The organism is Burkholderia ubonensis (assembly GCF_001718695.1).
GTDB classification, from domain to species: Bacteria; Pseudomonadota; Gammaproteobacteria; order Burkholderiales; family Burkholderiaceae; genus Burkholderia; species Burkholderia ubonensis_B.
The window spans coordinates 355,960-378,728 of the sequence record NZ_CP013421.1; the positions used below are offsets into that span (position 1 = coordinate 355,960).

21 protein-coding genes and 1 pseudogene are annotated in these 22,769 nt (G+C 64.9%); 13 read left to right on the forward strand and 9 right to left on the reverse strand.

Annotated features, from left to right (window positions below; all coding sequences use genetic code 11):
- Positions 1-75: 75 nt before the first annotated feature.
- From WJ35_RS16650 to WJ35_RS16660, 3 genes are read left to right on the forward strand one after another with little or no spacing between them, the layout of a single operon-like run.
- Entirely contained in the window at positions 76-3,330 is a 3,255-nt protein-coding gene (locus WJ35_RS16650) for an efflux RND transporter permease subunit (RefSeq protein WP_069239536.1), read from the forward strand.
- The gene (locus WJ35_RS16655; RefSeq protein WP_059461605.1) at positions 3,320-4,525 is read left to right on the forward strand and encodes an efflux RND transporter periplasmic adaptor subunit; all 1,206 of its coding nucleotides are present in this window, start codon (positions 3,320-3,322) and stop codon (positions 4,523-4,525) included. The genes WJ35_RS16650 and WJ35_RS16655 overlap by 11 nt, the downstream gene beginning before the upstream one ends.
- The gene (locus tag WJ35_RS16660) at positions 4,518-5,984 is read left to right on the forward strand and encodes an efflux transporter outer membrane subunit (protein WP_059461606.1); all 1,467 of its coding nucleotides are present in this window, start codon (positions 4,518-4,520) and stop codon (positions 5,982-5,984) included. Before WJ35_RS16655 ends, WJ35_RS16660 begins: the two co-directional genes overlap by 8 nt.
- 86 nt (positions 5,985-6,070) lie before the next feature.
- On the opposite strand, the gene WJ35_RS16665 is transcribed toward WJ35_RS16660, so the two are convergent.
- On the reverse strand, positions 6,071-7,246 hold the full coding sequence (locus tag WJ35_RS16665; protein WP_069239537.1) for a porin: 1,176 nt from the start codon (positions 7,244-7,246) through the stop codon (positions 6,071-6,073).
- A gap of 313 nt (positions 7,247-7,559) precedes the next feature.
- On the opposite strand from WJ35_RS16665, the gene WJ35_RS16670 reads away from it, so the two are divergent.
- Entirely contained in the window at positions 7,560-7,832 is a 273-nt protein-coding gene (locus tag WJ35_RS16670; protein ID WP_059461608.1) for a DUF4148 domain-containing protein, read from the forward strand.
- Positions 7,829-8,098 (forward strand): hypothetical protein, encoded by a 270-nt coding sequence (locus WJ35_RS16675; RefSeq protein WP_059461609.1) that lies wholly within the window; start codon positions 7,829-7,831, stop codon positions 8,096-8,098. Before WJ35_RS16670 ends, WJ35_RS16675 begins: the two co-directional genes overlap by 4 nt.
- Positions 8,099-8,172: 74 nt before the next feature.
- On the opposite strand, the gene WJ35_RS16680 is transcribed toward WJ35_RS16675, so the two are convergent.
- From WJ35_RS16680 to WJ35_RS16695, 4 genes are all read right to left on the reverse strand, one after another.
- Positions 8,173-8,856: a response regulator transcription factor gene (locus tag WJ35_RS16680; protein ID WP_059461610.1), complete on the reverse strand. Its 684-nt coding sequence runs from the start codon at positions 8,854-8,856 to the stop codon at positions 8,173-8,175.
- Positions 8,857-8,914: 58 nt separating this feature from the next.
- Complete coding sequence (locus WJ35_RS16685) at positions 8,915-10,210, reverse strand: HAMP domain-containing sensor histidine kinase (RefSeq protein ID WP_226098380.1); 1,296 nt, start codon at positions 10,208-10,210, stop codon at positions 8,915-8,917.
- 114 nt (positions 10,211-10,324) lie between these two features.
- Positions 10,325-11,002, reverse strand: a complete 678-nt coding sequence (locus tag WJ35_RS16690; protein ID WP_046422786.1) for a response regulator transcription factor — start codon at positions 11,000-11,002, stop codon at positions 10,325-10,327.
- Positions 11,003-11,333: 331 nt separating this feature from the next.
- Positions 11,334-11,546: a hypothetical protein gene (locus WJ35_RS16695; RefSeq protein ID WP_046422788.1), complete on the reverse strand. Its 213-nt coding sequence runs from the start codon at positions 11,544-11,546 to the stop codon at positions 11,334-11,336.
- 277 nt (positions 11,547-11,823) lie between these two features.
- On the opposite strand from WJ35_RS16695, the gene WJ35_RS16700 reads away from it, so the two are divergent.
- The gene (locus tag WJ35_RS16700; protein ID WP_046422790.1) at positions 11,824-12,129 is read left to right on the forward strand and encodes a DUF4148 domain-containing protein; all 306 of its coding nucleotides are present in this window, start codon (positions 11,824-11,826) and stop codon (positions 12,127-12,129) included.
- A 193-nt stretch (positions 12,130-12,322) separates the two neighbouring features.
- Here the strand turns inward: WJ35_RS16700 and WJ35_RS16705 are convergent, their stop codons facing one another.
- Genes WJ35_RS16705 through WJ35_RS16720 form a run of 4 tightly spaced genes read right to left on the reverse strand, consistent with a single transcriptional unit; the run spans position 12,323 to position 15,388 of the window.
- Positions 12,323-13,147 (reverse strand): amino acid ABC transporter ATP-binding protein, encoded by an 825-nt coding sequence (locus WJ35_RS16705; protein ID WP_059461611.1) that lies wholly within the window; start codon positions 13,145-13,147, stop codon positions 12,323-12,325.
- The gene (locus WJ35_RS16710) at positions 13,144-13,797 is read right to left on the reverse strand and encodes an amino acid ABC transporter permease (protein ID WP_059461612.1); all 654 of its coding nucleotides are present in this window, start codon (positions 13,795-13,797) and stop codon (positions 13,144-13,146) included. The genes WJ35_RS16705 and WJ35_RS16710 overlap by 4 nt, the downstream gene beginning before the upstream one ends.
- A gap of 21 nt (positions 13,798-13,818) precedes the next feature.
- Positions 13,819-14,481: an amino acid ABC transporter permease gene (locus WJ35_RS16715; RefSeq protein WP_059461613.1), complete on the reverse strand. Its 663-nt coding sequence runs from the start codon at positions 14,479-14,481 to the stop codon at positions 13,819-13,821.
- A gap of 49 nt (positions 14,482-14,530) precedes the next feature.
- Positions 14,531-15,388 carry a transporter substrate-binding domain-containing protein gene (locus tag WJ35_RS16720; RefSeq protein ID WP_059461614.1) on the reverse strand — a complete coding sequence of 286 codons (858 nt, stop codon included), beginning with the start codon at positions 15,386-15,388 and terminating at the stop codon, positions 14,531-14,533.
- Positions 15,389-15,891: 503 nt separating this feature from the next.
- Between WJ35_RS16720 and speB the strand changes: the two genes are divergently transcribed.
- The 7 genes and pseudogenes from speB (at position 15,892) to WJ35_RS16750 (ending at position 22,748) form a co-directional block, all read left to right on the forward strand.
- On the forward strand, positions 15,892-16,884 hold the full coding sequence (speB, locus tag WJ35_RS16725) for an agmatinase (protein ID WP_059461615.1): 993 nt from the start codon (positions 15,892-15,894) through the stop codon (positions 16,882-16,884).
- Positions 16,885-16,980: 96 nt separating this feature from the next.
- Complete coding sequence (locus WJ35_RS16730) at positions 16,981-17,880, forward strand: LysR family transcriptional regulator (protein WP_059461616.1); 900 nt, start codon at positions 16,981-16,983, stop codon at positions 17,878-17,880.
- A gap of 594 nt (positions 17,881-18,474) precedes the next feature.
- Positions 18,475-19,185: a thioesterase II family protein gene (locus tag WJ35_RS16735; protein WP_059461617.1), complete on the forward strand. Its 711-nt coding sequence runs from the start codon at positions 18,475-18,477 to the stop codon at positions 19,183-19,185.
- Positions 19,186-19,285: 100 nt separating this feature from the next.
- Positions 19,286-20,236, forward strand: a complete 951-nt coding sequence (locus WJ35_RS16740; RefSeq protein ID WP_029226804.1) for a UDP-glucuronic acid decarboxylase family protein — start codon at positions 19,286-19,288, stop codon at positions 20,234-20,236.
- A 150-nt stretch (positions 20,237-20,386) separates the two neighbouring features.
- Positions 20,387-20,617, forward strand: a pseudogene (locus WJ35_RS32485) (aminotransferase class III-fold pyridoxal phosphate-dependent enzyme); the annotation flags it as partial.
- 133 nt (positions 20,618-20,750) lie between these two features.
- Positions 20,751-21,698 (forward strand): aminotransferase class III-fold pyridoxal phosphate-dependent enzyme, encoded by a 948-nt coding sequence (locus tag WJ35_RS16745; protein WP_250637554.1) that lies wholly within the window; start codon positions 20,751-20,753, stop codon positions 21,696-21,698.
- An 84-nt stretch (positions 21,699-21,782) separates the two neighbouring features.
- Positions 21,783-22,748 (forward strand): TauD/TfdA family dioxygenase, encoded by a 966-nt coding sequence (locus tag WJ35_RS16750; protein WP_060234602.1) that lies wholly within the window; start codon positions 21,783-21,785, stop codon positions 22,746-22,748.
- Positions 22,749-22,769 lie beyond the last annotated feature (21 nt).

Below are 22,769 nucleotides of genomic sequence, written 5' to 3' on the forward strand. Positions count from 1 at the left end.
CGGCGCGTCGGTGTTTTCCCGAGGCCGCGCACCGCCGGCTCTTCTTGACGACGCTTTTGAACGGAGCAGCACCCCATGCTGAAAATTGTCCGGCTCGCGCTCACCCGGCCCTATACGTTCGTCGTGCTGGCGCTGCTGATCCTGATCGCAGGACCGCTGGCGGCAGTGCGCACGCCCATCGACATCTTCCCGGATATCCGCATTCCGGTGATCAGCGTCGTCTGGAATTATTCCGGGCTGCAGCCCGACGACATGTCCGGCCGCATCGTCACGTACTACGAGCGCGCGCTCGGCACGACGGTCAACGACATCCAGCACATCGAATCGCAGTCGTTCCGCAGCTTCGGCATCGTGAAGATCTTCTTCCAGCCGACCGTCGACATCCGCACGGCCACCGCGCAGGTCACGTCGATCTCGCAGACCGTGCTCAAGCAGATGCCGCCCGGCACCACTCCGCCGCAGATCCTCAACTACAACGCGTCGACCGTACCGGTGCTGCAGATCGCGCTGACCAGCAACACGCTCGACGAGCAGAAGCTGGAGGACTACGCGGAGAACTTCATCCGCCCGCAACTGCTGTCGGTGCCCGGCGTGGCGATTCCGACGCCGTACGGCGGCAAGGCGCGCGAGGTGCAGATCGACCTCGATCCGCAGGCGCTGCAGTCGAAGGGGCTGTCGGCCCAGGACGTCGCGCACGCGCTCGCGCAGCAGAACCAGATCATCCCGGCCGGCACGCAGAAGATCGGCCGCTTCGAATACAACATCAAGCTCAACAACAGCCCGCTCGCGCTCGACGCGCTGAACGACCTGCCGATCAAGTCGGTCGACGGCACGACCATCATGATCCGCGACGTCGCGCACGTGCGCGACGGCTTCCCGCCGCAGAGCAACATCGTGCGCGTGGACGGCCACCGCGCGGTGCTGATGAGTGTCCTGAAGAACGGCTCGGCGTCCACGCTCGACATCATCGCGGGCGTGAAGGCCAAGCTGCCGTTGATCGAGCAGACGCTGCCGCCGGGACTGAAGCTCGTCACGATGGGCGACCAGTCGGCCTTCGTGAAGGGCGCCGTCAGCGGCGTCGCGCGCGAGGGCATCATCGCCGCCGCACTGACCTCGCTGATGATCCTGCTGTTCCTCGGCTCGTGGCGCTCGACGCTGATCATCGCCGCGTCGATCCCGCTGGCCGTGCTGTCGGCGATCGCCCTGCTCGCGGCCACCGGCGAGACGCTCAACGTGATGACGCTCGGCGGCCTCGCGCTCGCGGTCGGGATTCTCGTGGACGATGCGACCGTGACGATCGAGAACGTCAACTGGCACCTCGAACAGGGCAAGGACACGCGCACCGCGATCGTCGACGGCGCGAAGCAGATCGTGATGCCGGCGCTTGTCTCGCTGTTGTGCATCTGCATCGTGTTCGTGCCGATGCTGATGCTCGACGGCATCTCGCGCTTCCTGTTCGTGCCGATGGCGAAGGCCGTGATCTTCTCGATGATGTCGTCGTTCGTGCTGTCGCGCACCTTCGTGCCGATGCTCGCGCAATACCTGCTCAAGCCGCACGCGTCGGCCGGCCATGCGTCGGGCGAGCTGGCCGCGATCATGGATTCGCATGCGGGCCATCCGGGCGCGCACGACGTGCCGCCGTCGCGCAATCCGCTGGTGCGCTTCCAGCGCGGGTTCGAGCGCCGGTTCGAGGCCGTGCGGGCGTCGTACCGAATCCTGCTGGGCCTGGCGCTCACGCGCCGCAAGCCGTTCGTCATCGCGTTTCTGGCTGTGGTGGCCGCGTCGTTCCTGCTCGCGCCGTGGCTCGGCCGCAACTTCTTTCCGGCCATCGATTCGGGCGAGATCTCGCTGCACGTGCGCGCGCCGGTCGGCACGCGCGTCGAGGAAACCGCCGCCGAGTTCGACCGCATCGAGAACACGATCCGCAGCGTGATCCCGCCCGCGCAGCTGGGCGAGGTGATCGACAACATCGGCCTGCCGAAGAGCGGGATCAACCTGACCTACAACAACAGCGGCACGCTCGGGCCGCAGGACGGCGACATCCTGATCTCGCTGTCGAAGGATCACGCACCGACCGCCGGCTACGTGCGCCAGCTGCGCGAACGGCTGCCGCGCGCGTATCCGGGCACCACGTTCTCGTTCCTGCCTGCCGACATCGTCAGCCAGATCCTCAACTTCGGCGCGCCGGCCCCGGTCGACTTGCAGGTGGCCGGCCCCAACCGGCAAGCGAACCTCGCGTATGCGCGCGAGCTGTACCGCAAGCTGCGCCTGATCGCCGGTGTCGCCGATGCGCGCATCCAGCAGGCCAGCACCTACCCGCAGTTCACGGTGGCGGTGGACCGCACGCGTGCCGACCAGCTCGGCATCACCGAGCAGGACGTGACGAACTCGGTGGTCGCCACGCTGGCCGGCACCAGTCAGGTCGCCCCGACCTACTGGCTCAACCCGCGCAACGGCGTGTCGTATCCGATCGTCGCTCAGACGCCGCAGTACAGGATGACGACGCTGTCGGCACTGCAGAATCTGCCGGTCACCGGCGCGAGCGGCCAGTCGCAACTGCTGGGCGGTCTCGCCACGATCACGCGCGGCGTCGGCGACGCGGTGGTGTCGCACTACAACATCGAGCCGCTGTACGACGTCTACGCGACCACCCAGGGGCGCGACCTCGGCGCGGTCGCGGCAGACGTCGACGGCATCGTCAAGGCCACCGCGAAGGATCTGCCCAAGGGCTCGACCGTCACGCTGCGCGGCCAGGTGCAGACCATGAACGGCGCGTTCGCCGGCCTGCTGCTCGGCCTCGTCGGCGCGATCGCGCTGATCTACCTGCTGATCGTCGTGAATTTCCAGTCGTGGGCCGACGCGTTCGTGATCGTCTCGGCGCTGCCGGCCGCGCTCGCCGGCATCGCGTGGATGCTGTTCACCACGCACACGCCGCTGTCGGTGCCGGCGCTCACCGGCGCGATCCTGTGCATGGGCGTGGCCACCGCGAACTCGATCCTCGTCGTCAGCTTCGCGCGCGAGCGCCTGGCCGAAACCGGCAACGCGCTGGCGTCCGCGCTCGAAGCCGGCTTCACGCGGTTCCGCCCGGTGCTGATGACCGCATTCGCGATGATCATCGGCATGGTGCCGATGGCGCTCGGGCTCGGCGAAGGCGCCGAGCAGAACGCGCCGCTCGGCCGCGCGGTGATCGGCGGCCTCGCGTGCGCGACGATCGCGACGCTGTTCTTCGTTCCCGTCGTGTTCAGCCTCGTGCATCGGCGCGACGCGCTGAAGCACGACGCGTCCCGCGCTTCCTCCCTTTCCGCGTCCGGAGCTTCCCATGTCCACTGAGATCGATATCAAGTCGCCGAAACGGCTACCCAACCTCAAGCTCGTCGCCACGATCACCGCGCTGATCGCGGTCGGCATCGTGACGGACGGCATCGTCGGCCGCGCGCATGCGAAACAGGCAATGACGACCTGGTCCGCCGAACAGGCCGTGCCGACCGTGGTCGCGTATACGCCGTCGACCGGCGCCGACGCCGCCACGCTGGTGCTGCCCGGCCACCTGTCCGCGTTCGAGAGCGCGCCGATCCATGCGCAGGTGTCGGGCTACCTGCATGCGTGGTACACCGATATCGGCGCACACGTGAAGTCGGGGCAGCTGCTCGGCCTGATCGACACGCCCGAGCTCGACCAGCAACTGCAACAGGCGCGTGCCGACCTGCAAAGCTCGCTCGCCAACGAAAAACTCGCCGCGTCCACGGCCGCGCGCTGGACCAGGATGCTCGCGCAGGATTCGGTGTCGCAGCAGGAAACCGACGAGAAGACCAGCGACCTCGCCGCCAAGCAGGCGATCGTCGCGGCCAACGAGGCCAACGTGCGGCGCCTCGAGGCGCTGGAGGCGTTCAAGCGCATCGTCGCGCCGTTCGACGGCGTCGTGACTGCGCGCAAGACCGACATCGGCCAGCTGATCTCGGCCGGCGGCGGCGCGGGCCCCGAGCTGTTCGCCGTGTCCGACGTGCACCGGATGCGCGTGTACGTGAGCGTGCCGCAAAACGAGGCGGCCGCGATCCGCCCCGGCATGACGGCCACGCTGACCGTGCCCGAGCATCCGGGCGAGACCTTCCATGCGACGCTCGCCGACACCGACGACTCGATCGCCGGTTCGACCGGTACGCTGCTCGTGCAGCTGATGGTCGACAACCGCGACGGCAAGCTGATTCCCGGCGAATACACCGAAGTGCATTTCGCGCTGCCGGCCGGCAGCAGCCACGTGCTGACGATCCCGGCGAGCTCGCTGATCTTCCGGCAGGCCGGCCTGCAGGTCGCCGTGGTCGGCAAGGACGATCGCGCGGTGCTCAAGCCCGTGACGATCGCGACCGACCTCGGCACGCACGTGCAGATCGCGACCGGCCTCGCACCGGACGATCGCGTGATCGACAACCCGCCCGACTCGCTGGCCGCGGGCGATCTGGTCAGGCTGGCGGCGCCGGCCCGCACCGTCGCATCGGCCGCGCACGGCACGGAGCGTGCGAATGGCTAACCGGCTTCGGCTCTGCGCGCTGCTCGCCGGCGTCGCGTTCCTCTCCGCGTGCTCGTTCGCGCCGACCTATCACACGCCGCGGACCGCGCTGCCGGCCAGCTTCAAGGAAGCGGGCGGCTGGCAGGCCGCGAAGCCGGCCGACCGGATCGCACGCGACGGCTGGTGGAAGGCCTTCCGCGATCCCGTGCTCGACCGGCTCGAAGCGCAGGTGGCCGCGGCCAACCCCGACGTGGCCGCCGCCGTGGCCCGCCACGACGAGGCGGCCGCGCTGTTCGATCAGGCGCGCTCGGGGCTGTTCCCGACCATCGGCCTCGGCGCGCAGGTTTCGAGCAACCGGCAATCGGCCACGCGGCCGCTGCGCGGCTCGAACCAGCCGAACGTCTATGGCGCCAACACGCTCGACGCCGGCTTCGACTACGACCTCGACCTGTGGGGGAAAGTCCGCAACGAAGTCGCGGCCGGGCGCGCCGACGCACAGGCCAGCGCCGACGATCTCGCGTCGGTGCGGCTGAGCCTGCAGACCAGCCTCGCGAACGCGTACTTCAACCTGCGCGGGCTCGACCAGCAGCAACGACTGCTGGCCGACACGATCGACACCTACCGGCGCGCGCTGCAGCTGACGATGAGCCGGCATGCGGGCGGCATCGCGTCGGATCTCGACGTCTCGCGCGCGCAGACGCAGCTCGATTCTGCCCGCGCGTCGGCCGAGGACGTGCGGGCGCGGCGCGCGCTCTACGAGCACTCGATCGCGACGCTCACGGGCGTGCCGGCGTCGTCGTTTTCGCTGACGCCGGACCGGCACGCCGCCTATCTGCCGTCGATCCCGGCCGGCCTTCCCGCCACGCTGCTTCAGCGGCGCCCCGACGTCGCGGCCGCCGAGCGCCGCATGGCGGCCGCCAACGCGAAGATCGGCGTGATGCGCGCGGCATTCTTCCCCGACGTCACGCTCGGGCTGATCGGCGGATACCAGAGTTCCGGCCTCGGGCACTGGCTCAGCGCGCCGAACGAGATCTGGTCGCTCGGGCCCAGCCTCGCGCTGACGCTGTTCGACGGCGGCCGCCGCCGGGCGCTCACCGACCAGGCGTACGCGCAACTGGCCGAGAACGGTGCGCAGTATCGCGCGGTCGTGCTCGCCGCGTGCCAGCAGGTGGAGGACAACCTCGCGCTCACGCATCACCTCGGCGACGAAGCCGCTCGCGAGCAGGAGGCGCTCGATGCGGCCGAACGCGCGCTGCAGCTGTCGATGTCGCGCTATCGGGACGGCGTCGTCAGCTATCTCGACGTGGTGACCGCGCAGACCACCGAGCTGAACACGAAGGTCGCGATGCTGGAGCTGGACACCCGCCGGCAGTTGGCGGCGGTGGGGTTGATCGCCGCGCTGGGCGGCGGGTGGTCGGCGGAGGAAACCTCATCCGCCACGCAAGCGCCGGCCGCGACACCGGCCCGTTCCGCGACCTGAGTCCCTCTCGACACGCAGACGGCGTGTCGCAGGTCAAGGCACCCGTCGCGATGACGGGTGCCTTGTTCTTACGTGGCCCCCGCCGCTCAGAACTTGTGACGGATACCGGCCGCGACCACCGCCTGGCGATCGTTGCCCGACGCGGCGAGGTTGAAGATCCCCGCGTTGCCGAGCACCGCGACGCCGTCCGCCCCCGTCACGCGCTGGTACACGCCTTCGAGATAGAGGTCGGTGCGGCGCGACAGCGCGTAGTCGGCCTGCAGCATGAACTGGCTCCACGTCGGTGCGATGCTGCGGCCCGCATCGTCGAAGCGGCCCTGCGTGAGCGTATAGGAACCGCCCAGCGAGAATGCCGGCTGCAGGAAATAGCGCGCATTCAGTTCGTAGTTGCTGAACGTCAGCAACCGGCCGTTCACGGCGCCGTACGCGCCGCCTTGCGACAGTTCGCGCGGGTCGTTCAGGATCGTTCTCGTGTAGACGAAGCCGACCGTCGCATGGTCGAACGCGTAGTGCGCACCGGCGCCGAACGTGCGCCAGCGGCCGCCGACCAGCATCGCGTCGCCATCCGAGCTGCTCAGCGAACCGCCGGTGTTTTGCGGCGCGTTCACGCCGCCCGGCTGGTTCGACTGCAGGTATGCGACGGCGAGATCGACCGGCCCGTTCACGTACTGCGCGCCGACGCTGTACGCGTTGTTGTTGCCCGCCCCGCCGCCCTGGTTGCTGAAGCCGTATGCACCGCCGAACGAGAAGCCGCCGTAGTTCGCGCTGCTGAACTTCACCGCGTCGTTCATCCGCGTGTCGTTGGCGAGGTTATCGTTGTCGTACGGATGATCGGCGATGTTGCCGCCGAATCCCGAGCCCGTTGCCGACAGCGGCGCGACGAAGTCGACCAGGAAATCGTACTGGCGGCCGAGCGTCACGGTGCCCCAGCGGCGGCTCGACAGGCCGACCCACGCCTGGCGGCCGAACTCGTCGCCGCCGTTGCCGAACTTGCCGTTCGCGCCGTTGAAGCCGTTCTCGAGGGTGAACACGGCACCCAGGCCGCCGCCGAGATCCTCGATGCCGCGCAGCCCCCAGCGCGACGTGCTGACGTTGCCGCTCTGGACGCCGTAGGCCGGCCCGGCACCGGCCGGCGATTTCTGGTTGCTGATGTAGTCCAGGCCCGCGTCGATCGTGCCGTACAACGTGACGCTGCTCTGCGCATGGGCCGGGCCCGCAAGCAAGCACGCGATCGCCGCCGGGATTGCCAGATATTTCTTCATGATGGTTTCGCTAGAGTGGATCGGTCTTCTCGCATCGCCGGCCACGGTGGGACGGCGCGATGCGATTGCGCACAATTTAGGCAGCAGGCATGACAGCGCCGTTATCAAAACGGCCTGAAAAATGAAACCTGCTTCATGTTTGCGACGCACCGGTTTCATGTCGGCTCGATGAGGCGGCCCGCATGAATTTCTTTTCACGTTGCGTATGCCGGTCCGCTAGCTCCGCTCTTCTATGCTTGTCCTCAACCCGATGCGCGGCAGCCACACGCCGAACAGGGGATGACTCCAGTCGATCATCATGAGGAATCCGAATATGAAAACCGCCAACATCGTCGCCGCCGCCATGCTCGCCGCCATCGGCACGCTGTCCGTTCCCGCGTTCGCCCAGGCCGCGAGCCAGCCGGCGCAGATGTCACCGGCCGCGACCAAGGACGGCGTGCCAGGCACGCGGGCTGCGGGCCAGTGGGTGCCGCCGTACGGCCAGGCGATGCACGAGAAGACGCGCGCCGAGGTCTACGCCGAACTCGTGCATGCCGAACAGGACGGGCAGATCAAATACCTGGACTCCACGCTCTATTCGCATTGATCGCATTGATCGCATTGATGCCCGCCGCCGTGCGGCCGGGCGCGGTGCCCGGCTCACGCCGCCACGCCGCCTACGCCGCCGCCTTCCCTTCACCGGATCGCCTGCCGTTCATGAAGATTCGTCCCCTGCTCGTCCGCTCGGCGCGCCTCGCGCTCGTCGCGATCGCCGCCGGCTTCGTGCTGTCCGGCTGTGCCGCCGCGCAGCCCGATGGCCCCGGCGATTGCGTCGGCCCGCCCGATTTCTGCGTACCGTTTTTCGGCTCGTAAACGCGCGAAGGGCGCGCTGCCGTCGGCCGCGCGCCCTTCGTGTTCGCAGTGCGGTGCGAGCCGCACTAGCGTGCTCATGCATCCGTCAGCGTCACCTGATAGCCGTAACGGCTCACCGTATCGATCCGCACGCTGGGCAGATGCCGCTCGAGCTTGCGGCGCAGCCGCGACACCACGAGATTGACGCTCGACGGATCGACGTCCTCCTTGTCCTGCCATACATAGCGGATCAACTGATCGCGCGGTACCGGCGCATTCGGATGGCGCATCAGGCATTCGAGCAGCAGGCATTCGCGGCGGGTCACGGCCAGACGCAACTTGCCGTCCTTGAGTTCGCGCGCGAGCGTCTCGATGGCGGATACCGGCGCGGCCGGGCCTTCCGCGTCGCGCACGCCGGCCAGCCGCTGCAACGCCTGCAGACGCTCGTGCAACTCGATGAACGAGTATGGCGCACCGAAGCACGCGTCGGCGCCCGCACGCAGCATGCGGGTGCGCTCGCGCGCCGACGCCGCGCCGATCAGCACCACCAGCGCCGCACCGCGGCCTTCCGCGACAAAACGCGGCAGCATCGCGATCAGCGCGGCATCGCTGCCGGGTTCGAAGGCCGTCGCGACGATCGCGTCGAATGCCTCCTGCGACGCGAGGAACAGGCCGTCGCGCAGATCGTCGGTGCGTTGCAGGCTGTGCCCGCTCTCCTGGAGCGCCTTGTGCAGCCACGACGCTTCGGGATGCGGCGAGGTCACGAGCAGGATCCGCATCGTCAACGGACCTCGCAGCGGCAATACGCGAGCGCGGATAGCCCGATCCATACGGCCGTCATGCCAGCGACCTCGGCCAGCACTCGATCGTCACGCGCGTGCCCGGCTCCGCATCGCCGATGCGCAGCGTGAAGTCGTGCACGTTGACGACCGCCGACACGATGCTCAGGCCGAGGCCGGCGCCGGCGAGATGTCCGGTCCGGCGGCTGCGGTAGCGATGGCGCAGCACCGCATCGCGCTCGTTGGGCGCGATGCCGGGGCCGTTGTCGACCACGTCGATGCGCGGACCGGACGGCGTGTCGTGAAGCTCCACGCGCACGGTGTCGCCCGACGTCGTGTACTTGAGCGCATTGTCGAGCAGGTTGGTGAGCGCCTCGAACAGCAGGGCGCGATCGCCGTGGATCCGTGCGACGGGCTCGACGCACACGACCAACTGGATCGACCGGCTGTCGGCGAGCGGCTCGAACAATTGCCCGACGTCCGTGACGAGATCCTCCAGCACCACTTCCGCGAACCCACCGCGCCGCTGCAACGAACCGATTTCGGCAATCCGCAGCATTGCGCGAAAGCGGCTGAGCAGCACGTCGGTCTCGTTGCGCGCCCGCGCGACGAGGCTCGCCAGCGCCGCATCGTCGAGGCCGTCCGCCCGTTCCGCCGCGTGCGCGAGCAGCGTGTGCACGTGCGCGAGCGGCGTGCGCAGGTCGTGCGCGATACCGTCGCAGACGCCCTTCACCTCGTTCATCAGGCGCTCGATTTCCTCGAGCATGTGGTTGACGAGATGAGACAGCAGATCGATCTCGTCGTGCCCGCCGATCGGCAGACGCTGGCCGAGGTCGCCCTGCGCGATGCGCTGCGTGATGCGCCGCACTTCCTTCAGGCGCCGCATCTGCCGGACGCTGAGGATCAACCCGCCGACGACGCCCGCGCCGAGGCAGAACAGCCCGCCGCCGACGAGCGCCTGGATGATTGCCGCGCGGATCCGCAGAATGTGCGTGAGGTCGCGCCCGAGCACCAGGATGTCGCCGTTGGCGCGCCGCTCCGCCATCGTGCGGACGACCGGCGGCACCTGGTCGCCGGCGATGGTCATCGTGTGATCGAGCGTCACGCCGGTGTGATCGAGGCGGATGCCGTCGGGCAGCGCCAGCACGTCGCCGGCGATATGCTTGCCGTCGGCGGTGAACAGTCCGTAATAGTTGGTGTGCATCCGCTCGCGCTCGATGCGCTGATGAATGGCGGCGGGAAGCTGGCCGTCCTGGATCGAATCGAAGTAGATCATCTGCCAATCGATCACCACATCGGTTTCATGCGCCATGTCGTGCGTGATCACCGATGCAATGAAACCGAGCAGCAACATGACCGAGACGGAAAACGTCAGGGCATAGACGGATACGAGCCGGAACGTGCTGGAATACCAGCGCCGCTTCGGCGCCGGCTGGACGTGATGCGTGAAGGACGGCAAGGTAGAGGCTCAAGCAAGAATGTAACCGGCACCGCGTACCGTCTGGATCATCTGTTTCGCATCGGGCGGATCGATCTTCTTGCGCAGCCGGCCCATGTGCACTTCGATCAGGTTGGTGCCGGGATCGAAATGATAGCCCCAGACTGCCTCGAACAGCATCGTGCGCGTGATGGTCTGCCCGGCATTGCGCATCATGTATTCGAGCACGCGGTATTCGGTCGGCAACAGCGCGATCTCCTCGCCGTCGCGAAACACCTTGCGCGAGACCAGGTCGAGCCTCAGCGGCCCGACGGTCAGCGTCGTGCTGAACGGCGCGGGCGCCGTCTGGCTGCGGCGCAGCAGGACCTCGAGGCGCGCGGCCATTTCTTCGGGATCGAACGGCTTGGTCAGGTAGTCGTCGCCGCCCGCGCGCAGGCCGCGCACGCGCTCGTCGACATCGCCGAGCGCACTCAGCATCAGCACCGGCGTGCGCACGCCGACGCTGCGCATCGTGGTCAGGATCGTGAGGCCGTCGACGACCGGCAGCATCCGGTCGAGCGTGATCACGTCGAATTCGTTGCCGAGCGCGCGGGCCATGCCGTCGCGTCCGTTGGCCACCCATTCGACCGTAAAGCCGCGGCTCGTCAGCTCTCTTACGATTTCATTCGCGGTGATTTCATCGTCTTCGATCGTGAGCACGTGCGCCATGGCCGCACTCTTCTCGGTCGGCTGGTTGGGAGGGGCCGGTTTGTTGCCCGGGGAAACTGGTGATGCCATATACGATTCTCGTCTTCGTCGAAGGGACGCACGCGCCTCGACACCCGATGTCCAGACGCGCTCGGACGGAGACTACACGCGCGCGCGTAACTCGTGTGCATCGGCTTCGTGAAGAAAATTTCATATACGGCGGCCTCGCGCCCTCGCCATGGCCGGCCGGGGCTGGCGCGCGATGGCCTCGGGGTGCCGGCAACGATCCCGCGACCGGATCATTGCGACATGATGCCGCACCACCGTCGGCAATCGTGCGTGATGCCGGCAATCAGCCTCGTTGCGGCTCGACACCCCGCTTGCCGGCCCGTTGCGAGGCGGCGCGATACGCGGCATCTTCCGCACGATGCAGGCGCTCGACCTTCGCATGCGCGAGCGTCACGTCGGCAATCGCGAGCCCCGCCCCCTGCACCTTCGCGAACGCCAGCACCGGCGAGCACACCAGCGCGACGAGCGTCGCCATCCTGAGCGTCGTTGTTTTCATTGCAGCGCCTCCATGCCGGGCCGCGCCATGCGCAGCGCCGATTGATCACCGGCTCGACGATACGCCCGCACTGCTAACCGTTCGACAGCGCGCACATGAAGGATTGTTTAAGGTCCGATGCCGGCGAAGACAGGCGCCTCGGCACGGGCCGTACCGCATGAAACTTGTTTCATCTTCGCGCTGCCGTTTCGCTAGCGCGCCGCACTTAACCTTCGTCGTGCAGTCGACGTTGGCTTCCCACCGTACGGCTAGTTCCCAACGCTTCCAGGAGTCGAAGATGAATCATCCCGCCCGTTACCTTGCCTGTGCCGCCCTGCTCGTGCTGAGCGTCTCCGCGCAAGCCGCGCCGAAGCTCACGCCGTCGCAATGCCACGACTATCCGTTCGTGCATACGAAAGGCCCGGTCTCCCATCGGCAACTGATCAACGAGCTGAACGAGCTGCAAGCCGTCGGCTACAACCCGTCGTCCGGCGACGAGAGCAGCTATCCGGACGATATCGACTCGGCCGAGGCGCGCCTGATGCGGGAGTATCAGAAGGACTGCGCGGGCGCGGCCAATACGGTGGCATCGAACGGCAACTGACCCGCGACCGGTAACCGATCTCCGACTTTGCGCGCGTGCCTCGCGGCCGCGCGTTTTTTTTGTCTGGCTCGAGGTGGTCCGGGGCGGGGGTTTTTTGTCGGGGAGCGTCGATCATTGGCCCAATTGAAGGGACAGGCCAATGCTTGCCCCGCCCGTCCGTCGGCGACCCGGACGCCGTGTGCTGATCAGTGACTTAAGCAAGCCTCTGTTCGGGCCTCGATAGATCTTCCGCAAGGGACAGGCTACGGTCGAGCCACGGCTTGAGAAACTGCCGTAGACGCGGCGTGCGGGTGTCGCCGAATAGTTGCGCGGGCGCTCCCGTCTCGACGATTTGCCCCGCCTCCATGAACACCACCTTGTCGGAAATCTTGGCTGCAAAACTCATTTCGTGGGTGACCATCACCATCGTGAGCCCTTCCTGCGCCAGCATCCGGATAACGTTGAGTACCTCGTCCACCAGTTCCGGATCGAGAGCCGACGTCGGCTCGTCGAGCAACATGACCTCCGGGCCGACGGCGAGCGCACGCGCGATCCCGACGCGCTGCTGTTGACCGCCACTCAGTTGAGCGGGGTAAGCGTCCGTCTTATGCGAAAGACCGACGTGCTGGAGCGCCGCCTTTGCTCTTTTCTCGGCTTCCGCTTTCTGAACCCGCCTCGACAGTACAAGCGGCGCCGCAACATTGTCCTGAACCGTCATGTGCGGCCACAGATTGAACTGTTGGAAGACCATCGCAATGGGCCGTCGTACTTCCGCGATGTTCGCGTCGGTGTCTCGGACGCGCGAGCCGTCGCCATCGATGCGGTAGCCAAGCAGCTTCCCTTTGACTCGCACTTCGCCTTCGTCGTAAGCCTCGAGAAAATTCATGCAGCGGAGCGCCGTGGTCTTGCCGGACCCCGAGGGGCCAATAAGCGATACGATCTGCCCGCGCATGACGTCGAGATCGAAGTCTTTCAGCACGCGCAACGACCCATACGATTTTCCGACCGCGTGGAGTTGCAGAATTGGGGAATCGCTCACAACGTCCTCCTGAGGATCGGGTTCAGTCCAGCCAGGCGCTTGGCCACAACGGCGACCGATTGAGTCAACAACCAATAGCTCGAAATCAGCATCGCGTACGGTCCAATGTAGGAATAGGTAGACGAGACGAAATCGCTCGTCGTCATCGTCAGTTCCGGTACCGTGATAATGGAAGCGACCGAGCTTTCCTTGATGACGAGGATGACCATGTTGGTCAGAAGCGGAACGGCGAAAGCCAATGCCTGCGGCAACTCGATCGCCCGGAACGACGCCCACCGACCGATGCCGAAAGCGCGCACCGCCTCCATCTGCCCGCGAGGAATGCTCGCCCACGCGGTACGAAAAATCTCTGCGAAGTAACCGGCCGAATAGAACGCCAACGAAACGATTGTCGCCTGCACCGCGGTCATCGTCATGCCAAGGGACGGCAAACCGAAGTAGACGATCACCAGTTGCGACAAATACGGCATTCCGCGCACGAGCCACACGTACAGCCGGTACGGATGCGCCAGTGCACGAGGAAAGCGCAGACGGAGCACATTCAACGAGAATCCACCCGCCATCCCCAGAAGCGCCGCTATCAGACTGACTTCGAGTGTCACCAGCATGCCGGCGGCAAAGCGCGGCAGCAACGTCAAAAACGTATCCATTGGATTGCGCCGTCCTTCGTCTCAAGCGCGCCTGGAGAGGCGCTGTTCGTAGCCATGCCCCGCGAGCGAAAGCAACGTGGTAATGGCCAAGTACATGACCGCAACCCACACGTAGACTTCCAGCGGGCGATAGGTCGCAGAGGCGATCTGTTGACCCACACGCATCAAATCGGTGACCGAGATCACGGAGATGACTGCCGATGCCTTGACAATGTCGATCGTTTCCGAAACCAGCGCTGGCAATGTTGCGGCAATGACTTGCGGCACTTCGACATGCCACAAGGTCTGCCACCTTGTCAGCCCGAAAATGCTCGCGGCTTCCCGCTGACCATTCGAGATCGTCCGGAAACCGGCGCTCAGGATCTGCGATTGGTAAGCAGCAGTGTTGAGAGAAAGCCCGATCACCGCGGCAACAGGACCCGGCAATCCAATCCCGAGTGCCGCGGGTACGTAATAAAACACCAGAAGTTGAGCAAGCATTGGCGTGCCCCGAAATACGCTCACGTATGCGCGCGCGGCGCCTGCCAGGAAACGGTTCCTGCTCGCCCACATCGTGTAGATGAAGACGCCGGCGAAGAAACCGCAAATCACGGCAATCGCGGATAACACCAGCGTCGTCAAGGCGCCATTGATCATTTGCGGCAAGCTGACGAGACTGCGGGTGAGAAAGGTCGAAGCGTTCATATCGTCTCGAGGCACATTTGATGATGGGGCATCGTCGCGCGTGTCCGCGTCACATGGAAGGATTCGTCAATGCTTGTGCAGGGACGTCCATGGTCGTGCCAAACCACTTCTGCTGAAGCTGCTTCATCGTTCCATCACGATTGGCACGTGCAATGCCGTCGCTGAACAGCTTTACGAGCGATGCGCTATCGCCATCCTTTCGAGCGACCCAAGCAAAGTACGTCTTCGGCCCAATAGTCTGCGGCAGGACCGCAAAAACACCCGGGCGCGATTTCATCAACGGACCGAGGTTGGCAAGCGACTGTGCAACGGCGTCGAGCCGGCCGACGGCCAGGTCGGCGTATGCCTCGTCAAACGCGACGTACTGCTTGATTTCCTTGATTCCCGGGCCTCCGGCGTCTTTCAGCTTCTTGTCGAGCGCAATCAGCGCCTGAAGTTGTGCCGTACCTGCTTGGCTGCCGACCGTCTTGCCATTCAGGTCGTCCGGCTTCTTGACCGCAGGCTCGTTGGCACGGAGCAGGACGCCGGTCGTGGCATCCGCAACCGGGAATGTGAACGCGAAATGGTTGAGGCGTTCCTTGTTGATCGTGACGGCCGTCACCACGATATCGAAGCGCTTCGCGTCGAGGCCGGGCAAGAGACCCTGGAACGGCAAATCGAGCTGATTCACTTTCACGCCCTGCAGCGGTTTCAGGACGTAGTGCATCAGGTCCGCGTCGTAGCCCACGATCTTACCGTCGTCGATATATTCGAACGGTGCATAACGCGCTTCCGTGCCGATGGTAATTCGTCCGTCAGCCTTGATTCGGGACAACAGATCGCTGCTTTGCGACCAGCTGGCGGACGATGCCACCAACGCGCACGCACCTGCCAACGACAAAATCAAAGAATGGATAGACTTGGGCATAACAGCTCCATCGCGATGAATTCAGGTGACTCGTTACGATGTGAAGGCTGCAACATGGACAGCACATCACACGGTGGCTCACTGCGGTACAACCTTCATTTGTGACTGCGTCGTGCGGGTCTTCCTCCTGTCTTCGGTGAGCATCTGCCGCGCTTGACCAACTGGCTGGTCGTGCCCTGACCTGCCTGATTACTCCGCGCCATTTCAATCCTGGGGAACGCCCTCGCGAGCGAGTGCCGACGCGACATGTTTCTCCCCAAACCTGAAATGGCCAGCAAATGCAGGCCGCAGCGCGTACAACGCCTCCCTACACGCTCGGTTTGAATGTATGAACGCCAAAATTTCGCATCAATTCCGAACTCAAAAAGCCGACTTTCCAGGTTTGGAAAGTGGCAAGTCGAAGTTTTCGAATCCGTAAAGTCGGCTTGCTCAATAGGAAAAGTCGAAACAAGATCCGCGTGCTACCGTTAAATCCCTTCGCCGATAACCGAACAGGAGCCACGATGGCCAGCACTTTTCCGCAACCGATCGATGCAGCACTGGTGCCGCGATTCGCCGGCCTTCCCACCTTCATGCGCCTGCCTGCCGTTTCGAGTTTTGACGACGTCGATATCGCATTGGTAGGTGTACCGTGGGACGGTGGGACGACGAACCGAGCCGGCGCGCGACACGGTCCGCGTGAAATCCGGAATATGTCGAGCCTGATGCGCAAGGTCCATCACGTCAGTCGCATTGCTCCGTATGACCTGCTGCGCGTCGGAGATGTCGGCGACGCGCCGGTGAATCCGATCGACTTGCTCGACACGCTCAAGCAGGTTGAGACGTTTTATGAATCGATTCATCGAGCCGGCGCGATCCCGATTACCGCCGGCGGTGACCATCTGGTGACCTTGCCGATATTCCGTGCCATCGCGCGCGACCGGCCGATCGGCATGGTCCATTTCGATGCGCATTCGGATACGAACGACACGTACTTCGGCAACAATCCGTACACCCATGGCACCCCTTTTCGTCGCGCCGTCGAGGAAGGGCTCCTGGATCCCGCACGAACCGTCCAGATCGGCATCCGCGGTTCGGTCTATTCGTCCGACGATCTCGAGTTCGCCGAGTCCGTCGGCATTCGCGTCATTCATATGGAAGAGTTCGCGGAACTGGGCGTCGAGGGAGCTTTGGCGGAAGCGCGTCGCGTCGTCGGAGACGGTCCGACCTACGTGAGCTTCGATGTCGATGTACTGGATCCTGCGTTTGCACCCGGCACGGGGACCCCTGAAATCGGTGGTCTGACCACGCTCGAAGCACAGCATCTCGTGCGTGGGCTTCGCGGGCTGGATTTGATCGGTGGCGATGTCGTCGAAGTTTCGCCGCCCTTCGACCAAGGCGGCAACACGGCGCTCGTCGGCGCGACTATGATGTTCGAGTTGCTTTGCGTCGTTGCGGAAGCACACTCACAGCGTCTTGCGATCGCGGCCGAGTATCCGGCTATCGTCGAACACTAGTTCTCGTTCGGTACGCGATGACACGATTGCGCAGCGATCGTCAAGTTGTCGGTACTCTTGCAGGACAATTGGAAATCAACCCAAAACAGTCGAGTCATGCTTGCTAGCCTCTCCGACCTGGACCTCAAGTCTCTTCGGGTGTACTGCACCATCGTTGAAGCTGGCGGCTTCACAGCCGCCCAGTCGATTCTGAACATGGGCCTTCCCCGCCTGAGCATCGTGGTGCGAGACCTTGAAGTGAGACTCGGTACGAAGCTCTGCCATCGCGGGCGTCAAGGGTTCCAGGTTACGGATGAGGGCATGGCCGTCTACGAGTCGGCACGTGTGCTTTTCTCCGATATCGGGCGCTTCCTTGACAGTGTCGGCGTGCTGAACGGTCAACCCAAGACGCGGCTCGAGATCGGCTTCGTCGATGGCTTGCTGTCCTTCCCAGGTGCGCCGATCGTCTCTGCGCTGGAGCGGTTCAAGCGCCGCTCGCCGGCGACCCATCTGACCGTGCACGTCATGAGACCGGACGAACTCGAAAAGGCCGTATTGGAAGAGCGATTGACGCTTGCAGTCGGAGCCTTCCATCATCGCCTCTCCGGCCTCGTGTACAAGCCGATCTTCTCTGAGGAGCAGAATCTCTACTGCAGCTTCGCCCATCCGCTTTCGTCCGCAACTGGCGTCGGGCTCATGGAGGCAATCGCAAATGCGGACTATGTCGAACGCGGCTACATGGTCGAAAGTCAGCGACCGAGCCCCGTGAATCTGAACCGAGCAGCGACTGCCTACAACATGGAAGCGATTCTCACCATGCTTCTGACAGGCCTGTACATCGGATACCTGCCGACTCATTTCGCCTCGCGTTGGGTGGCGGAAAAAAAGCTGTTTGCGCTCGAGCCAGCCGCATGCTCCTACTCCGCGTTGTTCAGCGTCGCGACACGCCAAGGCAAAGCATTGGATCCGATCGGTCAGTTGATGCTCGACAGCTTTGATTTCGGCAGCGGCGCCTGACGTCACGGCAGGCAACACAGCCGCCCCTCAGACGACAACGAGGCCCGTCAGCATCGCCGTCCAAGGGAGCGGGAACTGCACGTTCCGAAGGGTCTTGACGACAGCGTAGGTACCACACGATGGCGGCTGTCGAACCGGACTGAGCCCATTCCAGTCCTAAGTCTCCAATCACCATCCGGCCACCTGGGGCCCGTCCGAGATGACCGGCATTCGACGTTCACACCGCTGCCCCTCGCCCCCCGCGTCCCGTTTTCCTACGACATACACCGACGCGCCCTCATGTTTAACTCATGCCGAACCGTATCGCGTGCATGCTGAAACCGAGCGGCACCGCGATCGAATCTTCATGAACTGAACGACCGCCTTCGCGACTTCAGGCGTATTCGCCATGCTGCCGTTGCAAAGCGCTGACGCCCCAGCAACCGGGAACCGAGCGAGACCCGCGCAGGGCAATCGCGTCGCTTTCCTGCCGAGCCAAAATCGCCGACGCATCGCGACGACAACAGCGAGTGGAACCTCAATGACGACATCCCGCCAACACGTGACTTCCCGCCGCGCGCGCAACGACACGTCCGAAGCAAGCACCCCGCCCGCATGCGCCTGATCTGCTTCCCCTACGCCGGCGGCTCGGCCGCCGTCTATCGCCCGCTCGAAGCCTTGTTGCCCGGCATCGACGTATACCGACACGAGCTCGCGGGCCGCGGCAGCCGCTTGTCCGAGCCAGCCGCACGCGACATGTCGGCGTTGATCGACACGTTGCTGCGCGACCTGCGCGACTGCTTCGATCGTCCCTTCTCGCTGCTCGGCCACAGCATGGGCGCGGCGATCGCCGCGGAACTGGCGCTGCGGCTTCCCGCCGACGTGCGCCCGAACCTGCGCCATCTGTTCGTGAGCGGCCGCGCCGCACCGGGCAACGCGCGACCGGGGCGTCGCATGCAGGCACTCGACGATCGCGCCTTCATCGACGCCTTGCACGAAATGGGCGGCACGCCGAAGCCCGTCCTGGAGAACGACGAGCTGATGGCGCTGCTGATGCCGGCCCTGCGCGCGGATTTCGCGCTGATCGAAAACTACCGGCCGGAGCCGCAGCGCCGGCTGGCGGTGGACATCACCGCGTTCGCCGGCCGCACGGATACGCATGCTCCGGTCGATTCGGTGGCTGGCTGGGGCGCGGCGACGGCCGGGCACTTCGATTTCCACGTCATCGAAGGCGATCACTTCTTCCTGCGCAGCGAAATGCGGACGATGGCCGGCATCATCGCGGCGCGCCTGCGGCACGCGCACTGCGTCGCGTCGAACGCTTGAAACGCATCACCGGCCGATCGGCGCGATCGGCGAACGAAACGGCCCGCGCGCCCGCTCGGCCCAGCCGCCGCCGGGCGCGCGAAACTTTTGGGGTGCCATTGTGCAACTTGATCGAAAGCGAATCCTCGTGACAGGCGGCGCCGGCTTCCTCGGTTCGCATCTGTGCGAGCGCCTGGTCGAACTCGGTCATGACGTCTTGTGCGTCGACAACTATTTCACCGGCACCAAGCAGAACGTGGCCGCGCTGCTCGGCAACCCGCGCTTCGAGGCGCTGCGCCACGACGTGACCTTTCCGTTGTACGTGGAGGTGGACGAGATCTACAACCTCGCCTGTCCGGCTTCGCCGATCCACTATCAATTCGATCCCGTGCAGACCACCAAGACCAGCGTGATGGGCGCGATCAACATGCTGGGGCTCGCCAAGCGCACGCACGCGCGCGTGCTGCAAACCTCCACGAGCGAAGTGTACGGCGACCCCGACGTGCATCCGCAGCCGGAGAGTTACCGGGGCAACGTCAACCCGCTCGGGCCGCGCGCGTGCTACGACGAAGGCAAACGCTGCGCGGAGACCCTGTTCTTCGACTATCACCGCCAGCAAAACGTGCGAATCAAGGTGGTGCGCATCTTCAACACGTACGGGCCGCGCATGCATCCCAACGACGGCCGCGTGGTGTCCAACTTCATCGTGCAGGCGCTGCGCGGCGAGGACATCACGCTGTACGGCGACGGCAGCCAGACCCGCGCGTTCTGCTATGTCGACGACATGGTCGAAGGTCTGATCCGGATGATGGCCACGCCCGCGGACGTCACCGGCCCGATCAATCTCGGCAATCCGCATGAGATCGCGGTCAGCGAGCTTGCGCAGATCATCCTGCGCCTGACCGGCTCGAAATCGCGGATCGTCTTCCACCCGCTGCCGAAAGATGATCCGACGCAACGCTGCCCCGACATCGGCCTCGCACGCGCGCAACTCGACTGGAAGCCGACGGTCGGGCTCGAAGCGGGGCTGCGGCGGACCATCGACTATTTCCGCTCGACGATGGCGACGTGACTTTGCATCGCCTGTGTCCCATTTTCCCGTGACAGACGCGACACGGCGTCCATGCTTCAATCAGGCCGTACCGGTACACCATTGGCCGACATGAAGCTGCTCTCGTGTGCCACTGTCCATCAATCCGCGTTGCAAGCCGGATCACTGCGTATGGAACAACTTGATTACCTGAAGCATGTCGAATCGAAGGCCCGAACCTACGCGACATCGTTCCCCCGGCTGTTTACCCATGCCAAGGGCGTACGCATACGCGACGCCGAGGGTCGGGAATACATCGACTGCCTGTCCAATGCAGGGACGCTCGCGCTCGGGCACAACCACCCGGAAGTCAATGAAGCCGTGATGCGGTTTCTGACCTCCGATCAGATGCAGCAGGCACTCGACCTGGCGACGCCGGCCAAGCACGCGTTCGTCGAACAGCTTTTCTCGCTCCTGCCGACGCAAGATCGCCGAAACCGCCAAGATCCAGTTTTGCAGTCCGAGCGGATCGGACGGCAACGAAGCGGCCGTCAAGCTGGCCAGGCACTATACGGGCCGCTCGACGATCATGGCGTTCCACGGCGCCTACCACGGCATGACGGCCGGCGCGCTCGCCGCATCGGGAAATCTCATGCCCAAATCGGCCGGCGGCAGCGGGCACGGCGTTCATTTCCTGCCTTACCCGTATGCGTTTCGCTGCCCGTTCGGCACCGACGGCTCGGCGACCGATCGGCTCAGCATCAACTACATTCGGACCGTCCTGTCCGATCCCGAGAGCGGGATCACGAAACCGGCGGCGATCATCGTCGAAGTCGTGCAAGGCGAAGGCGGCTGCATCCCCGCTTCCGACGCGTGGCTGATCGAGTTGCGCGAACTGACGCTGCGGCACGAAATCCCGCTGATCGTCGATGAAGTGCAGACCGGCCTCGGTCGAACCGGCGCCCTGTTCGCGATCGAACATTCCGGCATCCGGCCGGACGTGCTGGTGTTGTCGAAGGCGATCGGCGGCGGCTACCCGATATCGGTGGTGGTCTACGACGAGCGCCTGGACACCTGGCCGCCCGGCTCGCACGCCGGCACCTTCCGGGGCAACCAGATTGCGATGGTGGCCGGCTTGTCGGCCATGCGCATCATCGATCGAGACGATCTGCCGGCGCATGCGGGCCGGGTCGGCAAACTGCTGGTGGCCGGCCTCGAGCGTATCGCCGAACGGTTCCCCTGCCTGGGCCAGATACGCGGCAAGGGCCTGATGATCGGCGTTGAAGTCGTCAGGCCCGGCACGCATGGCCAAACCGGCCCGACCGATGCGGCACGGGCAAAGGCCATCAAGCTGAATTGCCTGCAGAACGGGCTCGTCATCGAAACCGGCGGCCGCAACGGCGCGGTACTCCGGTTCCTTCCGCCGCTGATCGTGTCGGAAGCCGACATCCACGAGATCCTCAACCGCTTCGAGCAAGCCGTCGAAACGGCCTGCCGCGCATAGGCGCACCGCGGCGCGACCCGTGAACACCAACCGGATCGGGTTTCGCCGCGATCCACGTTCAGATTCAGAAAAGGAACATCGACCATGCTGGGCATGACGGAACGCAAGCTGCTTGCCGAGGGGGCCTCGCCGTGGCTGCTGGAGCCGGCATCGAACGGGCGCGATATCGTGCGGGCGGTGAACGACAATCGTGCGGCGCTGGACGCCCGGCTGCTGGAGCATGGGGCGCTGCTGTTTCGCGGCTTCGACGTGTCATCCGTGGCCGGATTCGAAGCGTTTGCGAACGCGATTTCGGCCCATAAGTCCGATTACGTCTATCGCTCCACGCCGCGCACGTCGATCGGCAACGGCATCTTCACCGCAACCGAGTATCCGCCGAGCGAGACGATATCGCTTCATTGCGAAAACGCGTATCAACGAAGCTGGCCGCTGAGAGTCGCATTCTGCTGCCTGACCGCGCCCACGGCCGGCGGCGAAACGCCGATCGCCGACATGCGGGAGGTAAGCCGCAGGATCGGGCCGCGCATCCTGGATGACTTCGAGGCGAAACAGGTCCGCTATGTCAGGCACTACCGGCGGCACGTCGACATTCCGTGGGAAACGGTCTTTCAGACCAGCGACCGCGGCGAGCTCGCGGCCTACTGCGCGGACAACGGCATCGAGCACGCATGGCTCGACGACGACACGTTGCGCACCGCACAGGTCAACCAGGGCGTCGCTTACCATCCGCTCACCCGCGAACGGGTGTTCTTCAATCAGGCCCATCTGTTCCACATCTCGAACCTGGAAGCCTCGCTCGCCAGCTCGATCGTCAGCCTGTTCGGCAACGATCGGCTCCCGCGCGACGCCTTCTACGGCGACGGGAGTCCACTCGATCTCGCCGACATCGAGCAGATTCGCAATGCGTTCCGCGAATGCGCGATCGCATTTCCATGGCAACGCGGCGACGTGCTGCTCGTCGACAACATGCGATTCGCGCATGGCCGCAATCCGTTCGAAGGCGAGCGCAAGGTCGTCGTGTCGCTACTGGACCCATACTCCCCTGCATAGAACAGTTTCGCGAAACGTCGT